General features: G+C 73.5%; 14 protein-coding genes. 7 read left to right on the plus strand and 7 right to left on the minus strand.

Annotated elements, in window-relative coordinates:
* Positions 1–61: 61 nt before the first annotated feature.
* Positions 62–1147: an RCC1 domain-containing protein gene (locus tag ACQP2F_RS19900; RefSeq protein ID WP_433306103.1), complete on the minus strand. Its 1086-nt coding sequence runs from the start codon at positions 1145–1147 to the stop codon at positions 62–64.
* Between the two features lie 259 nt (positions 1148–1406).
* Between ACQP2F_RS19900 and ACQP2F_RS19905 the strand changes: the two genes are divergently transcribed.
* From ACQP2F_RS19905 to treS, 3 genes are all read left to right on the plus strand, one after another.
* Positions 1407–1721 carry a PadR family transcriptional regulator gene (locus ACQP2F_RS19905; RefSeq protein ID WP_433306105.1) on the plus strand — a complete coding sequence of 105 codons (315 nt, stop codon included), beginning with the start codon at positions 1407–1409 and terminating at the stop codon, positions 1719–1721.
* Positions 1721–2644: a hypothetical protein gene (locus ACQP2F_RS19910; protein WP_433306107.1), complete on the plus strand. Its 924-nt coding sequence runs from the start codon at positions 1721–1723 to the stop codon at positions 2642–2644. The genes ACQP2F_RS19905 and ACQP2F_RS19910 overlap by 1 nt, the downstream gene beginning before the upstream one ends.
* A gap of 119 nt (positions 2645–2763) precedes the next feature.
* Entirely contained in the window at positions 2764–4839 is a 2076-nt protein-coding gene (gene treS, locus ACQP2F_RS19915) for a maltose alpha-D-glucosyltransferase (RefSeq protein WP_433306109.1), read from the plus strand.
* Here treS and ACQP2F_RS19920 read toward each other — a convergent pair.
* The 4 genes from ACQP2F_RS19920 to ACQP2F_RS19935 all read right to left on the minus strand — a co-directional run bounded on the left by ACQP2F_RS19920 (position 4826) and on the right by ACQP2F_RS19935 (position 9460).
* Positions 4826–5338, minus strand: coding sequence for a 2'-5' RNA ligase family protein (locus ACQP2F_RS19920; protein WP_433306111.1), 513 nt, complete (start codon positions 5336–5338; stop codon positions 4826–4828). The genes treS and ACQP2F_RS19920 overlap by 14 nt on opposite strands.
* Before the next feature lies 1 nt (position 5339).
* On the minus strand, positions 5340–7835 hold the full coding sequence (locus tag ACQP2F_RS19925; RefSeq protein ID WP_433306113.1) for a spore photoproduct lyase family protein: 2496 nt from the start codon (positions 7833–7835) through the stop codon (positions 5340–5342).
* Between the two features lie 128 nt (positions 7836–7963).
* Positions 7964–8095 (minus strand): hypothetical protein, encoded by a 132-nt coding sequence (locus ACQP2F_RS19930; RefSeq protein ID WP_433306115.1) that lies wholly within the window; start codon positions 8093–8095, stop codon positions 7964–7966.
* 57 nt (positions 8096–8152) lie between these two features.
* Positions 8153–9460: a serine hydrolase domain-containing protein gene (locus ACQP2F_RS19935; RefSeq protein ID WP_433306117.1), complete on the minus strand. Its 1308-nt coding sequence runs from the start codon at positions 9458–9460 to the stop codon at positions 8153–8155.
* Between the two features lie 95 nt (positions 9461–9555).
* Here ACQP2F_RS19935 and ACQP2F_RS19940 point away from each other — a divergent pair, with 95 nt between their 5' ends.
* Positions 9556–10503: a sensor histidine kinase gene (locus ACQP2F_RS19940; protein WP_433306119.1), complete on the plus strand. Its 948-nt coding sequence runs from the start codon at positions 9556–9558 to the stop codon at positions 10501–10503.
* On the opposite strand, the gene ACQP2F_RS19945 is transcribed toward ACQP2F_RS19940, so the two are convergent.
* A complete protein-coding gene (locus ACQP2F_RS19945) occupies positions 10500–10877 on the minus strand; it encodes a response regulator transcription factor (protein ID WP_433306121.1) in 378 nt (125 codons plus the stop codon). The two genes, ACQP2F_RS19940 and ACQP2F_RS19945, sit on opposite strands and share 4 nt — an antisense overlap.
* A 35-nt stretch (positions 10878–10912) precedes the next feature.
* Between ACQP2F_RS19945 and ACQP2F_RS19950 the strand changes: the two genes are divergently transcribed.
* From ACQP2F_RS19950 to ACQP2F_RS19960, 3 genes are all read left to right on the plus strand, one after another.
* Positions 10913–13381: an ATP-binding protein gene (locus tag ACQP2F_RS19950; RefSeq protein ID WP_433306123.1), complete on the plus strand. Its 2469-nt coding sequence runs from the start codon at positions 10913–10915 to the stop codon at positions 13379–13381.
* A gap of 21 nt (positions 13382–13402) precedes the next feature.
* Complete coding sequence (locus tag ACQP2F_RS19955; protein ID WP_433306125.1) at positions 13403–15877, plus strand: hypothetical protein; 2475 nt, start codon at positions 13403–13405, stop codon at positions 15875–15877.
* 82 nt (positions 15878–15959) lie between these two features.
* Entirely contained in the window at positions 15960–17468 is a 1509-nt protein-coding gene (locus ACQP2F_RS19960; RefSeq protein WP_433306127.1) for a diguanylate cyclase domain-containing protein, read from the plus strand.
* A 10-nt stretch (positions 17469–17478) separates the two neighbouring features.
* On the opposite strand, the gene ACQP2F_RS19965 is transcribed toward ACQP2F_RS19960, so the two are convergent.
* Positions 17479–18438: a hypothetical protein gene (locus ACQP2F_RS19965; RefSeq protein ID WP_433306129.1), complete on the minus strand. Its 960-nt coding sequence runs from the start codon at positions 18436–18438 to the stop codon at positions 17479–17481.
* Positions 18439–18444: the final 6 nt, after the last annotated feature.

Consider the following 18444-nt stretch of genomic DNA (forward strand, 5'->3'; position numbering starts at 1 on the left):
CGACGGCGGGAGGTGGCGAATGCCGCCGGCCCGGGCGCCGACGACATCGTCTGGTGGCCGGTCAGCTGGTCGGGCTGACCTGGGCCGGGGTGGAGCGGGTGACGGTGGTGCCGTCGCCGAGCTGGCCGTTCGGGTTGTAGCCCCAGCACCACACGGTGCCGTCGGTGCGGCTCGCGCAGGCGTGATAGGTGACCGCGACGTTGCGGCTCCAGCTGGTGGCGGTTCCGACGCGTACCGGGGCGTACCGGTTGGTGGTCGTGCCGTCGGCCAGTTGGCCGGCCATGTTGTTGCCCCAGCACCAGAGGCTGCCGTCGGTGCGTGTCGCGCAGGTGGTGTTGAAGGTCGCGGCGACCCGGCTCCACGAGGTGCCGTCCCCGACCCGGATCGGCGTGACCTGGTAGGAGCCGGTGGTGCCGAGCTGGCCGTAGCCGTTCTCACCCCAGCACCACAGCGATCCATCGGAACGGACCCCGCAGGTGTACGCGTACCCGGCCGTCACGCCCGTCCACGAGGTCTCGGTGCCGACCTGTGCCGGAGTGGCCGAGTAGCTGAGGATGCCGAGCCCGAGCTGCCCGGCCGAGCTGTCGCCCCAGCACCAGAGCGTGCCGTCGGTCCGGGTCCCGCAGGTGTGCGCGAAGCCGGTCGTGACGCTCGCCCAGTTGGTGGCCGTGCCGACCCGGAGCGGGGCGGTGGCGTAGTACGGGTCGGTGCCGCCCTGGCCGAGCTGCCCGAGCCGGTTGAACCCCCAGCACCACAGCGACCCGTCGGTGCGGACCGCGCAGGTGTGGCTGTCGCCCGCGCTGACGCTCGCCCAGTTCGTGGCGTCCCCGACCCGGGTCGGCACGGTCCGGCTGGTGGTGGTGCCGTCGCCGAGCTGTCCGCGGAAGTTGTTGCCCCAGCACCAGAGCGTGCCGTCGGTGCGCACCCCGCAGGTGTAGCTGGTCCCGGCGTCGATGCCGGCCCAGTTCGTGGCGTCCCCGACCCGCGTCGGCACGGTCCGGCTGGTGGTGCTGCCGTCACCGAGCTGCCCGCTGCCGTTGCCGCCCCAGCAGCGGAGCGACCCGTCGCCGGCGACGGCACAGCTGTGCGAGTAACCGGCGGCGACGGTGACGTTCGCGGCGGACGCGGCCTGTGCCGCCCCCAACACGCCGAACACCGCGGCAACAACGCCCGCGGCCGCGACCGACCATCTGCCCAAAGCGCGCAGGCGGCCATCGTGAGTTCGTCTCATGTGCTGTCTCCAAAAGGGAGGAAGGGAAAGATGGCGGCATCGTCGCCGCGGGGCCCGCGAGAGAGGCCCACCCGTTCATAACATCAGACATCGACGGACAGCAATGCGACGCGGCCGCGCCGCTTGGCCGAACGGACGATGCCCCGCTCGTTCTCTACCTATATAGAGTTCCGCCATGGTTCGAGCGAGGCGCCCTTCGGCGCAGACGGCGCTGGTGCTGAACGCGCTGGCCGACGACCCGGGTGCGTGGCGCTACGGCTACGAGTTGGGACGTCAGGTCGGGCTGGCCGCCGGCTCGCTGTACCCGATCCTCATCCGGCTGCGCGATCGTGGCCTGCTGGAGGCCGCCTGGGAGACCGACCCGGCACCGGGCCGCCCGCCGAGACATCTCTACCGCTTGACCGCCGATGGCGTGCGCTGGGCCGCCGAGGTCGGGGCCGAGAGGCCGAGCTCTCCCGCCGCTGCCCGCCCACGCCTGCGGGAGGCATGATGACGCCCGCCGGCCGGGACCACCGCGCGCGGCCGGCCGACCGGCGGAGCTTCGCGTGGGGCTGCGTCCGCGCCGCCGCCGCCGAGTTCCACCTGCTGCGCGGCGCCGTCCACCTGCTCGTCGTGCTGGTCACGTCGGCGACGTTGCTGGCCTGGACCGGAACGCTCGACTTCCCGCCGCTGCAGTGGATCCTCTACGCGGTCGTGCCCATCCTCGCCGGCGTGTGCTGGGCGGGGCGCCGGGCCGGGATGTTCGGCCCGACCGGCGACGGCATCGCCGCCGGGCTGCTGCGCGGCGCCGGCTACCTGATCGCCGCCGCCATCGTCGCGGAGGCGGTCGCGCACACCCGTCCCGCCACCGTCGAGGCGGCCGGCGACGGCACCGCCATCCTGGTGCCGGCCACGGTCGCGGCCAGCTTCCTGATCGGCGCCGCATCGGTGAGCGCCGGACGATCGGCGGCCGGCGCACGAGTGCTGATCTCCGGCGCCGGCAGCGGCCTGGCGGCGGCGGTGGCCTGGCTGGTCCTGGTCTTCGTCGCTCCGCCCATCCCCGCTTCGCCCGGCTGGGCGCTGACCCTGACCGGCGCGGCGGTCTCGGTCGCGGTCCCGGCGAACCCCGCCCGGACGAGCACCACCGAAGGGTGCCTGCTGGCGGGCCTGGTCGCGCTGACCACCACGCCGGCGCTGATCTTCGCCGCCGTGGTCGCCCTGGCGCACTGGGGCCCGGACGCCGTGATCCCCGACATCACCCCGGCCGCCCGGCCCGGCCACCACATTGCCGAGAGCCGAGTCGAGATCGTCGATCCCTACGTGCTCGTCCTCGTGCTCGCGGCCGTGGCGGCGACCGCGCTCGCCCTGACCGCCGTGATCACCAGGCGGCCGGCGCCGAGCCGGCCGCCCGGCATGCCGAACGCCGCACGGTAGATACAGCGGCACGGTAGATACAGCAACCCGAACGCGGCGCGGTGGAGCTGCTCGGCGCGGAAGACGGGCCGGAGCGGCGCCCGGTCGCGACTTCCGGACGGCTGCCCGAAGATGAAGGGGTGAGCGCCACCGAGAACGACGATTACGTCACCTGGCTGCGGGACAGATCCATGCTGGCGAACGCGGAACGGATCGCCGGCCGGTTCTCCGCGGTCCCGGCGATGGCGCAGACCCCGTTCGGGAACCCGGACACGGCGGCGGTCGGCCGGGCCTCGGTGTGGTTCACCGCCTACCCGCCCTCGATGATCACCAAGCCGGGCTCCAGCTTCCTCGGCACGCTCGGTGACGAGGACCTGTGGCGCGCCTTCGAGAAGATCGGCGTCACCGCCGTGCACACCGGCCCGCTCAAGCGCGCCGGCGGCGTCTACGGCCGGGAGGCGACGCCGAGCATCGACGGGCACTTCGACCGGATCAGCACCGAGATCGACGAGATCTTCGGAACCGAGTCCGAGTTCCGGCGGATGTGCGAGGTCGCCGCCGCGTACGGCGGGGTGGTGATCGACGACATCGTGCCCGGGCACACCGGCAAGGGTCCGGACTTCCGGCTGGCCGAGATGAAGGTCGGTGACTACCCCGGCATCTACCACATGGTCGAGATCCCGGCCCGGGACTGGCCGTTGCTGCCCGAGGTGCCGCCCGGCCGCGACTCGGTCAACCTCGGCCCCGAGGCGGAGCGCCGGCTGCAGGAGGCCGGCTACATCGTGGGCCGGCTGCAGCGGGTCATCTTTCAGGAGGACGGGGTCAAGGACACCAACTGGAGCGCGACCGCGCCGGTCCGGGGCGTCGACGGGGTGGTGCGGCGCTGGGTCTACCTGCACTACTTCAAGGACGGCCAGCCCACGATCAACTGGCTCGACCCGACCTTCGCCGGGATGCGCCTGGTCATCGGCGACGCCCTGCACTCGCTCGGCCAGCTCGGCGCCGGCGCGCTGCGCCTGGACGCGAACGGTTTCCTGGCGGTGGAGCGCGGCTCGCGGCCCGGTGCGCCCGCCTGGTCCGAGGGACACCCGCTGTCGGTGGCGGTCAACCAGCTGATCGCGAGCATGGTCCGCAAGGTCGGCGGCTTCACCTTCCAGGAGCTCAACCTGGCGATCGACGACATCCGGCAGACCGCGGAGCGAGGGCCGGACCTGTCGTACGACTTCGTCAACCGGCCCGCGTACGTGCACGCGCTGGCCACCGGCGACGCCGAGTTCCTGCGCCTGACCCTCGGCCTCGCGCTGCGGCAGGGACTGCCACCGAGCCGCCTGGTCCACGCGCTGCAGAACCACGACGAGATGACGTACGAGCTGGTGCACTTCGACGGCCCGCACCGCGACGAACCGTTCCCGTTCCGCGGCCGCGAGATGTCCGGCGCCGAGCTGGCCGGCACGGTCCGGCGGGAGCTGATCGAGCGGCTGACCGGGGAGGCCGCGCCGTACAACCGCATCTTCACCACCAACGGCATCGCCTGCACGACCGCCACCGTCATCGCCGCCACGCTCGGCTACCGGCAGCTCGCCGGCCTGAGCCCGGACCAGGTCGAGAAGATCAAGCGGGCGCACCTGCTGCTGGCCATGTTCAACGCCCTGCAGCCGGGCATCTTCGCCCTCTCCGGCTGGGACCTGTGCGGGATGCTCACGCTGCCGCCGGACGAGATCCCGGGCCTGCTGGCCGGCGGTGACACCCGCTGGATCCACCGCGGCGCGTACGACCTGATGGACTACCGGCCGGAGGCGACCGGATCGCCGTCGCGGATCCCGCGCGGCGTCGCGCTCTACGGCTCGCTGCCCGCGCAGCTCGGCGACCCGGGCTCGTTCGCCCGCCGCATCGCCGCCATCCTGGCCGTCCGGGCCCGCTACCGCATCGCCACCAGCGTCCAGGTCGAGGTGCCGGCCACCGGTCACCCGGCGGTGCTGGCGATGATCCACCGGCTCGACACCGGCCGCATGCAGGCGACCGTCCTCAACTTCTCCGGCGATACCGTCACCGCACGCCCGGCCAGCGACCACCTGCCCGCCGGCGACCCGGTGACCGACATGCTGACCGATGAGGTCCGCACCGAGGTGGACGACGAGCACGCGCTCACCGTCACGCTGCCGCCGCACGGTGGCGTCTCACTCCTGGTCGGCGGCGCCGGCCTCACAGATCGGTGACCGTGCGGGTGACGGTGTCGTAGCTGCGTGCGGCGTCGAACCGCCCATACGCCGGCGGCAGGTCCGCGGCCATCTCGAGGGCGGCCCGTTGCTGCGCGGGGGAGGCCCTCAGCGCCAGGCTCACGTGCGGCACCCAGTCGGCCGGCGCCGGCCACGGCTCGCCGGAGCGGACCGCCCGGCTGCTCGACGGGATGCACGAGGCCGGCGCCGGCAGCGAGCGCCACACGCGGGCCTGCAGCTCCCGCAGGTCCGGCGTGGCGACCACCTCGCGGACCAGGGCCCGGCCGAGCGCGCGCACCGGGCCCAGCTCGGCCGCGAGCGGCAGGTCCAGCGGCGGCAGGCCGGCGAGCGACGACGCGGTGACCACGGTCAGGTGCGGCCGGTTGGTCGGGTGCCGGTGGGTGGCCAGGCTCGGGAGGCCGGCGTCACGCAGGCGACGCCACCATTCCCGTACGCCCTCCTCCAGCTCTTGATCCAGCAGGAGCTCGACGGTGCGCACGTCAGAACGCGTAGCGGACGCGGCAGTACGGGGTGCGCTCCGCGATCAGATCGGTGAGCTCGGCGACGAACCGGCCCTTGGCGCCGGTGCGGTAGCGGACGTTCCACGACCCGTTCTGCGACCGCTTGGGCTGTTGCAGACCGGGCCGCCAGATCAGCTCCTCGGCCTTCGGATGCCAGCCGAGGTTGACCTCGTGCAGCTCCCGGTTGTGGGTCAGGAAGATCACCTCGGCCGCCAGCTGGGCCTTGGCCGCCGTCCCGATGCCGGCGTCCAGCTGGTCGAGCAGCTCGGCCCAGTCGGCGAGCCAGCCGTCGCGCACCACCACCGGGCTGAAGTTGACGTGCACCTCGTAGCCGGCCGCGACGAAGTCGTCGATCGCCGCGATCCGCTCGGCGATCGGCGAGGTGCGGATGTCGAGGATCTTGGCGTCCCGGGCCGGCATCAGCGAGAACCGGATCCGGGTGCGGCCCTGCGGATCCCAGTCGAGCAGGTCGCGGTTGACGTGCTTGGTCGCGAACGAGGCCTTGGCGTTCGGCAGCCACCGGAACTGCTCGACCAGGTCACGGACGTTGTCACTGATCCGGGCGTCGACGCTGCAGTCCGAGTTCTCCCCGATGTCGTAGACCCAGGCCTGCGGGTCACACTCGTTCGGCGCGGGTTTCTCGCCCTGGCGGGCGGCGTGCCGGCGGACGTACGCGGTGATCTTGTCGATGTTGGCGAAGACGGTGATCGGGTTGCTGTACCCCTTGTGCCGCGGGACGTAGCAGTAGGCGCACGCCATGGCGCAGCCGTTGGCGGTGGACGGCGCGATGAAGTCGGCCGAGCGCCCGTTCGGGCGGGCGGTCAGCGTCTTCTTCACGCCCAGCACCAGGGCCTCCCGCTTGATGCGGACCCACCGGCGGACGTTGGTCTCGTCGCCGTACAGCTCCGGGATGCGCTGATGGCTCTCGACCTCGACCAGGTCGGCGCCGGGAAAGCGGGCCAGCACCTCGGCCCCGCGGGGCAGCGCGGCGGCGGCCGGCTCGGCGTAGATGCGGCGGATGTCGAGAAGATCGGTGCTCATGACCTGGTAAACGCTAGTGCGGCGACCACGAACTTGCACCCGGTGGGCCGGGTGGTGTTGTGGTTCCTCGCCCGGTAAGTATGGGCGAGCGACTCCCCTCCGAGGATGGTGGGGCGGGCCTCCGCCGGCAAGGGACCCGTACGTCGCCGTTTTGGCGCGGCGGCGTGGGTCACGCCGTGCCGGTGCGGCACCTGGCAGGTGTCGTCCGGCTCGACGGTGCGTGACCATCCCACTGATGGGCGGTGGGGTGGTGGGTGCGCCACCCGGGGTGCGGGTGGCGATGGTGAACGCCGCGGCGAGGTCACGGTGCCCGGCGAACTGGCAGTGCGGGCAGGACATGGTCCGGCCGGCCGGCTTGGCAATGCGCTGTTTGCATGCGGGGCAGGTCGAGGAGGTGCCACGTTCGTCGACCACATGCACGCGGATGCCGGCCAAGGCCGCTTTCCCTTGTAGGATCTGCAGGCTGCGGCCGATCTGCCATTGCCGCAGCCGCAGATTGTGCACCCTGCCGGCCGGCTGGTTCAGCACGCCGCGGGGGTCGCCTACGGTCAGCGTTCCGACCCTGTGCTGGACGGCCCAGTCGATCAGGATCTTGGTGGCCTCGTGGAGGGCTTGCCGCACGCGGCGGCGGTGTCGGCCCTCGACCAGCCGGGCCCGGCGGCGGGTTTTACGCCAGCGCCGGGATCCGTGCTGGCCGCGGCTCGGTGCGCGGGTGGCGACGGCACGGTTGCGGTGTTTGGTATCGGCCAGATGCAGCCGGTGTTCCGCGCGGATCGCCCGCCCGGACACCAGCAGGGCCTGGCCGTCGGGGCCGGCGACGGCGAACGGGTGGATGATGCCCAGGTCAACCCCGGCCACTCGGTGCGGCTCAGGTTCGTTGCCGACGGAATACCCGGTGATGGGTAGTTCGGCGGTGACATCGGCGCAGAGCCGGCCGTCGGCGAACAGCAGGGTCACCGACCGCACCACCGTGGCCGGATACGGCACGGCCCGGTCCAGACGCACCGACAGCGGTGGGCAGCCGCGGGCCACCGGCAGGCGCACGGTGCGACCGGTCAGCGTGAACGTGCCGTGGTACCAGCGGACCGGCATCAGCGATCGTCGGCGGCGCGGGTAGTGGACTTCGAGCGCGCCGGCTTTACGGCGGGCGGCCGCGGCGAACCAGGCATCGGAGTAGCGGCGTAGCACCGACCGCGCGCCGGTCGTGTCCAACTCGCCGAAGGTGCCCGGCCCGGCCTCGGTCAGCAACCGGCACAACTGCTGATAGCCGGCCGCCGGCGCGTCTCCGCGCCGTCGCCGCCACCCGTTGATCTCCAGCACGCAGGCCCACACGTCACCAGCGGACCGCAGCAGCCCGAAACAGCGCTGCCGCTGCGCCCGGGTCAGTCGCAGCCCGATCCGGGCGGTGCGATACACCACCGGACCCGCAGCCATGTCACGACGTCTAGGCACACGTCCAGTATCGCTAGACTATAGGCGCGAAGCAACTAGCCGCAGAGCATCGCCCTGACCGCGCCAGCATTCGGGGTCGCCGCATTAGCGCGGCCCGGACCGCACCGGGCTCAGCGCCAGCGTTGCGGGCACCGGCCGGACCGGCGCAGACGTCCCAGGATGTCCTCCGTGGCGTAGATGCCGAGCATGCCGGCGAGACCGGCGACGGCCGGGGTGGCGAGTTCCGAGAGCAGCGTCTGCATGCCGGTCCAGTCGGCGGGCCCGGTTGCGGCGGCCGGTGCGGTTGCGGTGCGGAACGGTTAGGCGTCGTTCGCGGCCGCCGCGGCCAGGCGCTGGAACTCGTCGGCGGCGCCGTTGAAGAGGAAGTCGACGGTCTGGGTCAGCGCGACCGCGATCAGGTCGCGCCGCGGGTCGGTGAACCAGACCGTGCCGTAGCCGCCCTCCCAGCCGTAGCGGCCGGGCGCCGAGATCTCGTCGGGGGTGACGCTGACCGCCATGCCGTAGCCCCAGCCGCGGCCGGTCAGCGGGAACGTGCCCGCCTCGGCGATCTGCCGCGGGGTGAGGTGGTTGGTGGTCAGCCGCCGGACCGACGCCGCCGACAGCAGGCGCCGGCCGTGGTGGACGCCCCGGTTGAGCAGCAACCGGGCGAACGCCAGGTAGTCGTCGACGGTCGAGGCCAGCCCGCTCGCGGCCGACGGGAAGGCCGGCGGCCGGGCCCACTCGGCGGGCAGCGAGCCGGGCAGCAGCCGCAACTGCCCGGTCTCCGGATCGGTGGCGTAGAGGCCGGGCAGCCGGGCGGCGTCGGCGGGCGTCAGCGAGAACCCGGTCGTACCCATGCCCAGCGGCCGGAAGACCCGGTCGCGCAGGAAGTCGCCGAGCGGCCGGCCCGCGGCCCGGGCGACCAGCACGCCGAGCACCAGCGCGCCGGTGTTGTACTGCCATCGCTCGCCGGGCTGGGTCATCAGCGGCAACGTGCCGAATCGCCGGATCCACTCGTCCGGCCGGAACGGCGTACGCGGGTCCGGCTGGTCCAGGGCCAACCGCAGATCGGAGGCGGCGGTGATGACCGGGTACGGCGGCTGGAAGCTCGGCTCGAAGATCATGCCGTGCCCCATCCGCAGCGTCAGCAGGTCCTCGACCGTGATCGGTCGCGCGGCCGGTACGGTCCGGTCGAGCGGTCCGTCGATCCGGGTGAGCACCCGCCGGCCGGCCAGCTCGGGCAGCAGCCGGTCGACCGGCTCGTGCAGCGCCAGCCGCCCGTCCTCGACCAGCATCATGGTGGCCGCCGCGACGATCGGCTTGGTGAGCGACGCGATCCGGAACGGGGTGCCGCGCCGCATCGGCTCGCCGCCGCCCAGTGACCGGGTGCCGGCGGCGCCGACGTGCACCCGCCCGTGCTGCGCGACGGCGTAGACGGCGCCCACCAGCTCGCCCCGCGCGACCCGGGCCGCCATCGCGTCGTCCAGGCGGGCGATCCCCGTCCGCCACGAATCACCGGCGGCGGAAGCGGCGGCGGAAGCGGTGCCCGCCGCGGCGGCGGGCGGTCGCGCCGTCAGCGCCGACGTCCCGATCGCCGCGGCACCGGTCAGCAGTGTTCTTCTTCGCATGTCGGATCCCCCCATGGACTCGGTTACCGGTGCAGACCGCGGCGGCAACGCGAATTCATCGGTGACCGGCCTCGGGCGGCCCTTAGGGTTGGCTGGTGATCCCACCGGTCGTCGAGGCCCTCGCCCAGTCGGTCGACACCGGGCTGCTGCTCGTCTCCGGCGACGTCGTGGTCAGCGTCAACCGGGAGTTTCTCCGCCTCTTCGGCGCCCCGGAGTCCGAGCGGCTGGTCGGGGAGCGGGTCGAGGCGCTCGCGTGCCGGGAGCCCTTCGGCGCCGCGGTCGAGCTCTGGCGAGAACCGCATGAGGCGTACGGGAAGAGACGCCGTTCCCGCCTGCCCGGTGACCGCGTGGTCGAGGGCCGCTGGCATCCGCTGCCCTCGGACGGGTCCCCGCTGCTGGTCGCCGTCGTCACCGACCTGACCCGGCAGATCCGGATCCGGGAGGGCCTGCGCCGGCACAACCGGGCCCTCGCCGAGGTGGTCGCCACCAAGACCGAGCTGGTCACGGCCATGCTGCACGAGCTGCGCACACCGCTCGCGGCCGCCCTGGCGATGCTCGACCTGCTGCCGGCGAGCACCGGCGACGAGCTCCTCGACGACGCGCTGCCGCTGATCGGCCGGAACGTGCGGCGGATCGACGAGGTGACCGCCGAGATCGCCACCGTCACCGGCATCGAGAACGGGACGATTCCGCTGCAACTCGCCGAGTTCGACCTGCCGGAGCTGCTCGGCGTGGACGGGTCCGGAACGATCCTGGGCGACCGGCGGCGGCTCGCGCAGGTCTTCGAGCGGCTGGGCGCGGCCGTGCGCGCGCTCGGCGGCGAGGGCGGCACGATCGTGGCCGAGCGGGCCGGCGACCAGTGGCGGATCGGCTTTCCGCTGCCCGGGCAGTACGCCACCGACAAGCTGTTCACCGGCGCCAACGCCACCGCGTTGATGCTGGCCCGCGCGGTCGCCGGCCGGCACGGCGGCTCGGTCGGTGTGGAGAGCGAGGACGGCACGCCGCGCCTGACGGTCCGGCTGCCCGCCGGAGGGCCGGTCTAGGCGCCGGTTCCGGCGCCGGTCAGCGCGTCGACCCGGGTCAGCAGCTCCTGGGCGGTGAACGGCTTGACCAGGTAGTCGTCGGCGCCGGCGTCGAAGCCGGACGCCACGTCCAGCCATTGGCCGCGCCCGGTCAGCAGGATGATCGGGATCTCGGCCGTCTCGGCGTCCTCGCGCAGCGCGCGGCACACCTCGAGGCCGGTCATGTCCGGCATGGTGACGTCCAGGACCGCGCAGTCCGGCGGATGCTCGTGGGCGGCGCGCAGGCCGTCGCGGCCGGTGCTGCGGGTGGACACGTCGAGCCCGCCGGAGCTCAGCACGGTGGTCACGATCTCCAGCATCGTCGGATCGTCGTCGACCACCAGCACCGAAGTCACCGCACCACCCCCGCTCACTACCTAGAGTAGTCGTCGTGGTCCGTCGCGGTGAGCGGTTCGGCGATCGGTGGACCGTCGGCCGGATGCTGGCGGTCGGCTTCCTGCTGGCGCTGGTCGCCTTGGCCGTGGTCGGCGCCAGCGCGTACGTCCGGATCGGCGATCTCATGCGGAGCCGCGAGCCGCTACAGCACTCGCACCTGCTGCTCGGCGAGATCGGCCGGCTCGGCGACGCCGTGAACGGGCTCGACCGCTCGGCCCGCAGCTACCACGAGACCGGCAGCCAGACCTGGGCGCAGGCGCTGCGCGGCGCGTCGGCGATCGTGCGCGACCGGATCGACGACGTCCGCGACTCGGCCGCCGGCGATCCGGCCGAGCTGCGCCTGCTCGACCAGCTGCAGCCGCTGGTCGACACCCGGATCGCCCAGTTCCAGCAGGCGGTCGCCCAGAGCCGCCCGGATCGGGTGGACGCCGACCTGGCCGACGTGCAGGCGCTGATCAGCGCCATGCACATCGCCGAGGAACAGCGCCTCGCCGAGCAGCTGCACGCCGGCGACGTCAGCGCCCGGCGTACCCGCCTGCTGATCCTCGCCGTCTCGGTGGTGACCGCCGCGCTGGTGGCTCTGGGCGGCCGGTGGATCACCCGCCGGATCACCGGGCCGGCCGGCCGGGTGACCGCGGTGGCCAAGCGGGTGGCCGAGGGCGACCTGAGCCGCCGCGCCGAGGTGACCGGCCCGCTGGAGCTCGCCCAGATGGCCCGCGCGGTGAACGCCTCGATCACCGCGATGGTCGCGGCCCGGGACGAGGCGGTGGCGGCGGCCGCGGCCAAGTCGGCGTTCCTGGCCACGATGAGCCACGAGATCCGCACCCCGATGAACGCCGTGATCGGCATGACCGGGCTGCTGCTCGACACCGACCTCGACGTGCGGCAGCGGGAGCTGGTCGAGACCGTGCACGCCAGCGGCGAGTCGCTGCTCGTGATCATCAACGACATCCTCGACTTCTCCAAGATCGAGGCGGGCGAGCTGAGCCTCGACGAGCGGCCGTTCTCGCCGCGGGCGTGCGTGCAGCAGGCGATCAACCTGGTCGCGCTGACGGCGGACGCCAAGGGCCTGCGCCTGTCCCGTCACCTGGCCGCGGACTGCCCGGAGACGGTGGTCGGCGACGAGAGCCGGATCCGGCAGATCCTGGTCAACCTGATCGGCAACGCGGTCAAGTTCACCGACCACGGCGCCATCACGGTCAGTGTCACGGCCGCCCCGGACTACCCGGACTCGCCGGCTTCCCCGGCCTTGCCGGCCGGCGGGGACGGCCGGATCTGCGTGCGGTTCGCGGTGCGGGACACCGGGATCGGCATCCCGCAGGACCGGCTCGACCGGCTGTTCCTGCCCTTCAGCCAGCTCGACGCCTCGGTGGCGCGCAGCTACGGCGGCACCGGCCTGGGCCTGGTGATCAGCCAGCGGCTGGCCGAGGCGATGCACGGCGGCATCGCGGTCGACAGCATGCCCGGCCAGGGGTCGACCTTCACCGTGACCGTGCGCCTGCGAACGGCGCCGGCCCGGACGGCGCCGGAGACGGCCGCCCCGCCCGGGACGGCGGCGGCCGGGCGGTCGCTGCGGGTGCTGGTGGCCGAGGACAACCCGGTCAACCAGCGGGTGGCGCAGCTGCTGCTCGAGCGGCGCGGGCACCGGGTCGAGCTCGCGGCCGACGGGACCGAGGCGGTGGCGGCGGTCCGGCGTACCCCCTTCGATCTGGTGTTGATGGACGTGCAGATGCCGGTGCTGGACGGGTTGGCCGCCACCGAGCGGATCCGGGCCGACCCGCCGCCGCACGGCCGTCCGCGCATCGTCGCGCTGACCGCGAACGCGATGGTCGACGACCGCACCGCGTCCCGGCGCGCGGGCATGGACGGCTTCCTGGCCAAGCCGATCCGCGAGGCGGAGCTGGACGCCGTGCTGGCCGACGCCTCCGGCCGCGCCGACGTGCTGGCCGCCCGGCCGCGCGCGACGAACAAGGCCGGCGCGACGAACGAGGCACGCGAGGCCAGCGAGGGCGCCGAGGCCGGCGAGGCGGGCGAGGCCGACGAAACCAGCGAGGCCGAGAGCATCCGCGAGTGGGTCGACGGCATGACCGCGTCGATGGGGGAGGACCGTCACCGGGTCGCCGCCATCCTGCGCAACTTCGCCGACCGCCTCCCGGTGGCGCTGGACCGGATGGAGCAGGCGGCGTCCGCGGGCGACGGCCGCGGCCTGGCCCGGCTCGCCCACAGCCTGAAGGGCTCCTCGGCCACGCTCGGCGCCAAGCGGCTCGCCGCGCTCTGCTGCGACCTGGAGGACCGGGCCCATCGCGCGGACGGTCACCGGCCGGCGACGCTCCTGCACGACCTGCGGGTGCACGCCCACGAGGTCGGCGACGTGATGGGCGAGCTCTCCGCCGAGCTCGACCGGGCCGTCCCGGTTGCGGGCGGCGCCCCGGTTGGGCAGGGTGGGAACCAGAGAGATCAATGATGATCAATTCTGGAGTCCGCCATGAAGCGTCTTGCGGTGGCAGCGGCCGTCGGTACGGTGATCGGGCTGGGCGGTGTCGCCCCGGTGGCGGCGGCGGGGTCCGGAGGCGGGTTGTCCGAGAGCGCCGAGCTGGGCAACCGCCGGTTCGTCGTCACCGGTGACCGTGCCTACGAGGTGGGCGCCGAGGACGGGACGTACCCGGCCACCGGCTGGCACATCCGCGGCGAGATGGGCGGGTTCTGGTCGCAGCCGATCAAGCTGCTGGACGGTGTCTGGTTCGCGGCCGACGGCGCGTGGCTGACCGCGAGCCGGTTCACCGCGCATCCCGGCTACACGACCATGACGCTGGCCGGGCCCGGTGGCATGGAGATCGAGCGCACCGACGTGGTGCCCGACGGGGCCCGTGCGGCGCTGATCGGCCTGCGGTTGCCGGCCGGTGCGGGCACGGTGCGGCTGACCGTGGACGCGCACTCCGAGCTGCTGTCGGCGTACCCGTGGGGCTTCACCACGCCGAGCCAGGCCACCGCCAACAATCCGGACACCGGCTCCTTCGACGGGCGCAACCTGGTCTTCCGCGACCGGGACGGCCAGGGCGGGCACGACTGGGCCGCGCTGGTCGGCAGCGCGCTGACCCCGTCCGGGCACGCCCTCGGCCCCGGCATGCGCGGGCCCCAGGGCGACGTGATCTGCGGCGACCCGACGCCGGCCGTCTGCGACGACGGGCCCTACGGCAAGGGCACGGGCGGACGGCTCACCTACGAGGTCCAGGGCGGCCGGACGGTCTGGTTCGCGGTCGCCGGGTCCGACCAGGGGCTCGCTTCCGCCCGTACGGAGATGTCGAGGGTCCTGCGTGACCCCCGGCGCGCGTTGTCCGCCAAGATGGCCGCCCGCCGCGCCGTCGCCGACCGGACCCGGGTCGACCTGCCGGGGGACCGGTTGCTGCAGCAGAGCGTCGACTGGTCCAAGCAGAACCTGGCCGACTCCGTCCAGCAGTCGCGTGACCTGCGCCTGTTCGCCAGCGCGCAGGGCACCGCGCTGCCGCCGGTCAAGGGCACCCTGGCCGAGGCGAACTGGCTGGGCGCGGGCTGGCCCGACTATCCGTGGATCTTCGCGACCGACGGCGAGTACTCGGCGTTCGCGAGCGTGGCCGCCGGGCAGTTCCGGGCGATCGAGAACCACCTGCGCACGCTGCGGGCGATCAGCGACGTGATCAACGACCGGTCGGGCAAGGTGGTGCACGAGGTCACCCCGGACGGGCAGGTCTACTTCGGGACGAACACCGACCCCGGCAACACCGACGAGACCGTGAAGTTCCCGAGCGCGGTCGCGCTGATCTGGCGCTGGACCGGCGACGACCGGTTCCGCGACGAGATGTACGACTTCTCGGTGCGCGCCATGCGGTACGCGGTCGCGCTCGACGCCGACGGCGACGGCTGGCCCGAGGGCAGCGGCAACGTCGAGCGGGCGGGCATGGGTCAGGAGAAGCTGGATGTGGCCGTCTACACCATCCGCGGTCTGCTCGACCTGGCGGACATGGCCGCGAGCCGGGGCGACCGGGTCACGGCGGCGTGGGCGAGGTCGGCGGCGGCCGGCCGGCAGCGGAAGTTCGAGAGCGACTGGTGGTACGGCGGCGACGCCCACTCGTACGCGGACTCGCTGCAGGATCCGGGCAACACCAAGCTGTTCCAGCGGTATTGGATCGGCGCCGTGCCGATGGAGGCCGAACTGCCCGGCGGCGAGCCGGTGGCCGACCGGGGAGAAGCGGCTCTCGCCCAGCGCGAACGCGGCTGCTTCACCGGGGAGTTCGGCTTCTTCCACACCGGCACGCCCGGCTGCGACAGCGTCGTGTCGAGCGCGCCGCCGGAACGCGACATCTTCTCGCTCGGCAACGCGGTGATGGCCACCGCCGAGGGCAACTACGGCCGGCTCGCCGAGCAACGGCGCTACACCACGGCCAACGCCCGCAGCCAGCTCGATCCGTCGGTGTGGGAGATGCCGGGCGCGATGCCGGAGATCCTGCCGTCGCCCGACTTCGGCACCAACATGAGCAAGGACTTCCTGAGCCGCTCGAGCGTGCTGCAGACCTGGGGGGCGTACGGGATCCTCTGGCCCGTGGTCCACCAGCAGCTCGGCATCGACCCCGACCTGGGCCGCGGCGCGCTGTCGGTGGTACCGCAGATACCGCCGGGCCAGACCCGGATCGCCGGCTCGAACATCGCGGTCGGCCGGGGCCATGTCGACGTCCGCGCGGAGGTGGGCGGCGGAACGCTGACGGTCACGGTCGGCGCGGCGGTCCGGGCGCGGCTCACCCTGGGCGCGGTGGTTCCGGCCGGCACGACCGTGGCCGCCGTACGCCTGGACGGCCGTCCCGCCCCGTACCGGCCGGCCACCACCGCCCGCGGCACCGAGGTGCTGGTCAAGGCGGGCTCCGGCGGCCGGCACACGCTGCGGGTGAGCCTGCGGCCGGCCGGTCCGTCCGCCGGGCACCAGCCGTAACGGATCCCTCCTCAATCGCCGCGAAGGGCTCAGCTCCGCCTCCCACACGTCGATGGCACCTGCGACGGAGGGAGGTGTGACGTTGGAGAGGCGATTGCTCCGCCGGTTGATCTCGGTGTTCGCGGTGTTGTACACCGCCGCGATCGGCTGGTGCGTGGCCCGGATGGCCGGCTGGGACCACCTCGGTGTCGCCGGCTGGCTGCCGGGCGCGCTCGGCATGCTGGCCGTGACCTGGTACTTCCACCAGGCCGCCCGGCTGCCCGAGCTGACCCCGGCCGGTCGCCGCTTCTGGCGCCGCCTGTCCGTCGCCGCGCTCCTGATCGCCCCGGCGACCGGCCCGTTCACCGCCGCCAGCGTGGGCGGCACCGGCGCCGGCGCCGGGCCGGTGTTCTTCGTGTCGGTCGGTCTGCTCGTGGTCGCGCTCGCGCTGGTGCTGTGGAGCCTGCTGCGCCTGCCGAGCGCCCGGCGCAGCCGCGCCGACTGGCTGCGCCTGGGCCTGGACGCCGCAACCGTGCTGATCGGCGCGTCCGCCTTCCTGTGGCACTTCGTGCTGCGGCCCGAGCTGCACAGCGGCAGCGGCCCGGCGACGGTGCTCGGGTTGCTCGTGATGTGCCTGATCTGCCTCCTCGGCGTGCTCGCCGTGGTCAAGCTGATGCTGGCCGGCACGGTCGCCGTGGACACCGTCGCCCTGCGGCTGCTCGCGGCCGTGGTCGGGATCGGCGCCGTCGGCTCGGCGCTCGTGCCGGTGCTGGGCGACCCCCGGTACGCCGGCGTCTCGAACGTGATCACGACCACCGAGGGGCTGGTGGCGGCTCTCGCCGGGGTCGTGCAGTGCCGCCGGGCGGTCACCGTGCCGCCGGCGCCCCGCACCAAGCCGTACAGCGTGCTGCCCTACCTCGCGGTCGGCGCGGTCGACGCGCTGCTGTTCGCGGCCGTCCTGGCCGGCGACGACCAGCTGCCGGTGCTCATCGGCGCGGTGGCCGCGACCGCCGCCGTGGTGGTCCGCCAGCTGCTCGCGTTCCGCGACAACGCCGCCCTGGTCGAGCAGCTGCGCCAGCACCAGCTGAAGCTGCGCGAGCAGGCCACCCACGACGCGCTCACCGGCCTGGCCAACCGGGCCCTGTTCAACGAGACCCTGGACGGCGCCACCGGCAGCGGGGAACCGGTCTCGGCGATCCTGATCGACCTCGACGACTTCAAGACGGTCAACGACACGCTCGGCCACCCGGTCGGTGACGAGCTGCTGATCGTGGTCGGCCGCCGGTTGCGCACCGCGGCCCGCCCCGGCGACCTGGTGGCCCGGCTCGGCGGGGACGAGTTCGCGGTGCTGCTGCGCGCCGGCGCGGACCAGGCCGCCGCGGTGGCGGCCCGGATCGTCGAGGCCCTGACCCTGCCGGTCCGGCTCGGCGACCACGAGCTGGCCGCGAACGCCAGCGTCGGGGTGGCCGAGCGAGCCCCGCACGACCGGCCCGCCGACCTGCTCCGCCACGCCGACCTCGCGCTCTACACCGCGAAACGTGAGGGCAAGGGCCGGTTCTCGGTCCACCGGCCGGACCCCGAGGGGTCGGAGCTGACCGCGGCGGTCGCCTAGGACCGGCTCCTCAGTCCTCGAGGCTTTCCGAGAGGCTGGCCATGCTCGTGGTCAGCGCGCCGATGTAGACGTGTATGCGCCAGGTGGTGGCGACCACCGTGGCCAGCCGGGCGGGCATCGCCGGCCCGCCGAGCACCGCCGCCGGGGCGGCGGCCCACACCGCGACCTGGGCGAACAGGTCGCCGATCAGGCCGCGGACGATGTCGCGGGTCAGCCGGATCAGGTCGCCCGCGGTGCGCATGAACAGGGCCAGCGTGTCGGCCATCGCGGCCAGCATGCTCAGGCCCTCGACGTTGTTCGACATCAGCGCCAGGTAGGCGGCCACCCCGGGCTGGTCGTGGCGGGGAAAGTCGCGGTTCAGGCAGAAGCGCAGCTCGACCGCGATGCGGCGCAGCTCGGCGGCGGCCGCCTCCCAGCTGGCCACCTCGGCGGTGACCGCCTCCGGGTCGCCGGCCAGGTCGTCGAGCATGCGGCGCAGCGCGGGCACGCCTGCCATCGCGGCGGCCAGGCCACCGGCGCGCAGGGCGACGGCGATCGGGTCGGCGGGCGCCGCGAACTCGGCGACCGGCGCGGCGTCGGCCAGCGGCGGCTCGAGCCACTGTCGCTTGCGGATCACCTCGATCAGGCCGTCCATGAAGTGGCTCTCGATCTCGGGCTCGTCCTCGAACTCGAGCAGCAGGTGGACCGGGTCGCGCTCCTCGGGCAGCCGCCCGACCAGGTCGACCAGGAGCAGGTCGCCGGTGGCGACGCGAGGCAGGTTCCGCACGATCTCCTGAAGGGACTGCTCGACGTACGAGATGAGCTCCTGATAGCGCACGTGCCGGTCGTGCAGGCCGGTCAGGATCCAGCCGCAGTCGCGCCCGAACGCCGCCTGGTCGTGACCGGACTCCTCGCGGGCGAACCACACCGCCTCGAGCCGCGACCGCACCGCGTCGAGGTGTGACGCGTGCACCAGCAACCCCTGCCCCATCACCGC

The organism is Actinoplanes sp. CA-030573 (assembly GCF_050951115.1).
Taxonomy (GTDB): domain Bacteria; phylum Actinomycetota; class Actinomycetes; order Mycobacteriales; family Micromonosporaceae; genus Actinoplanes.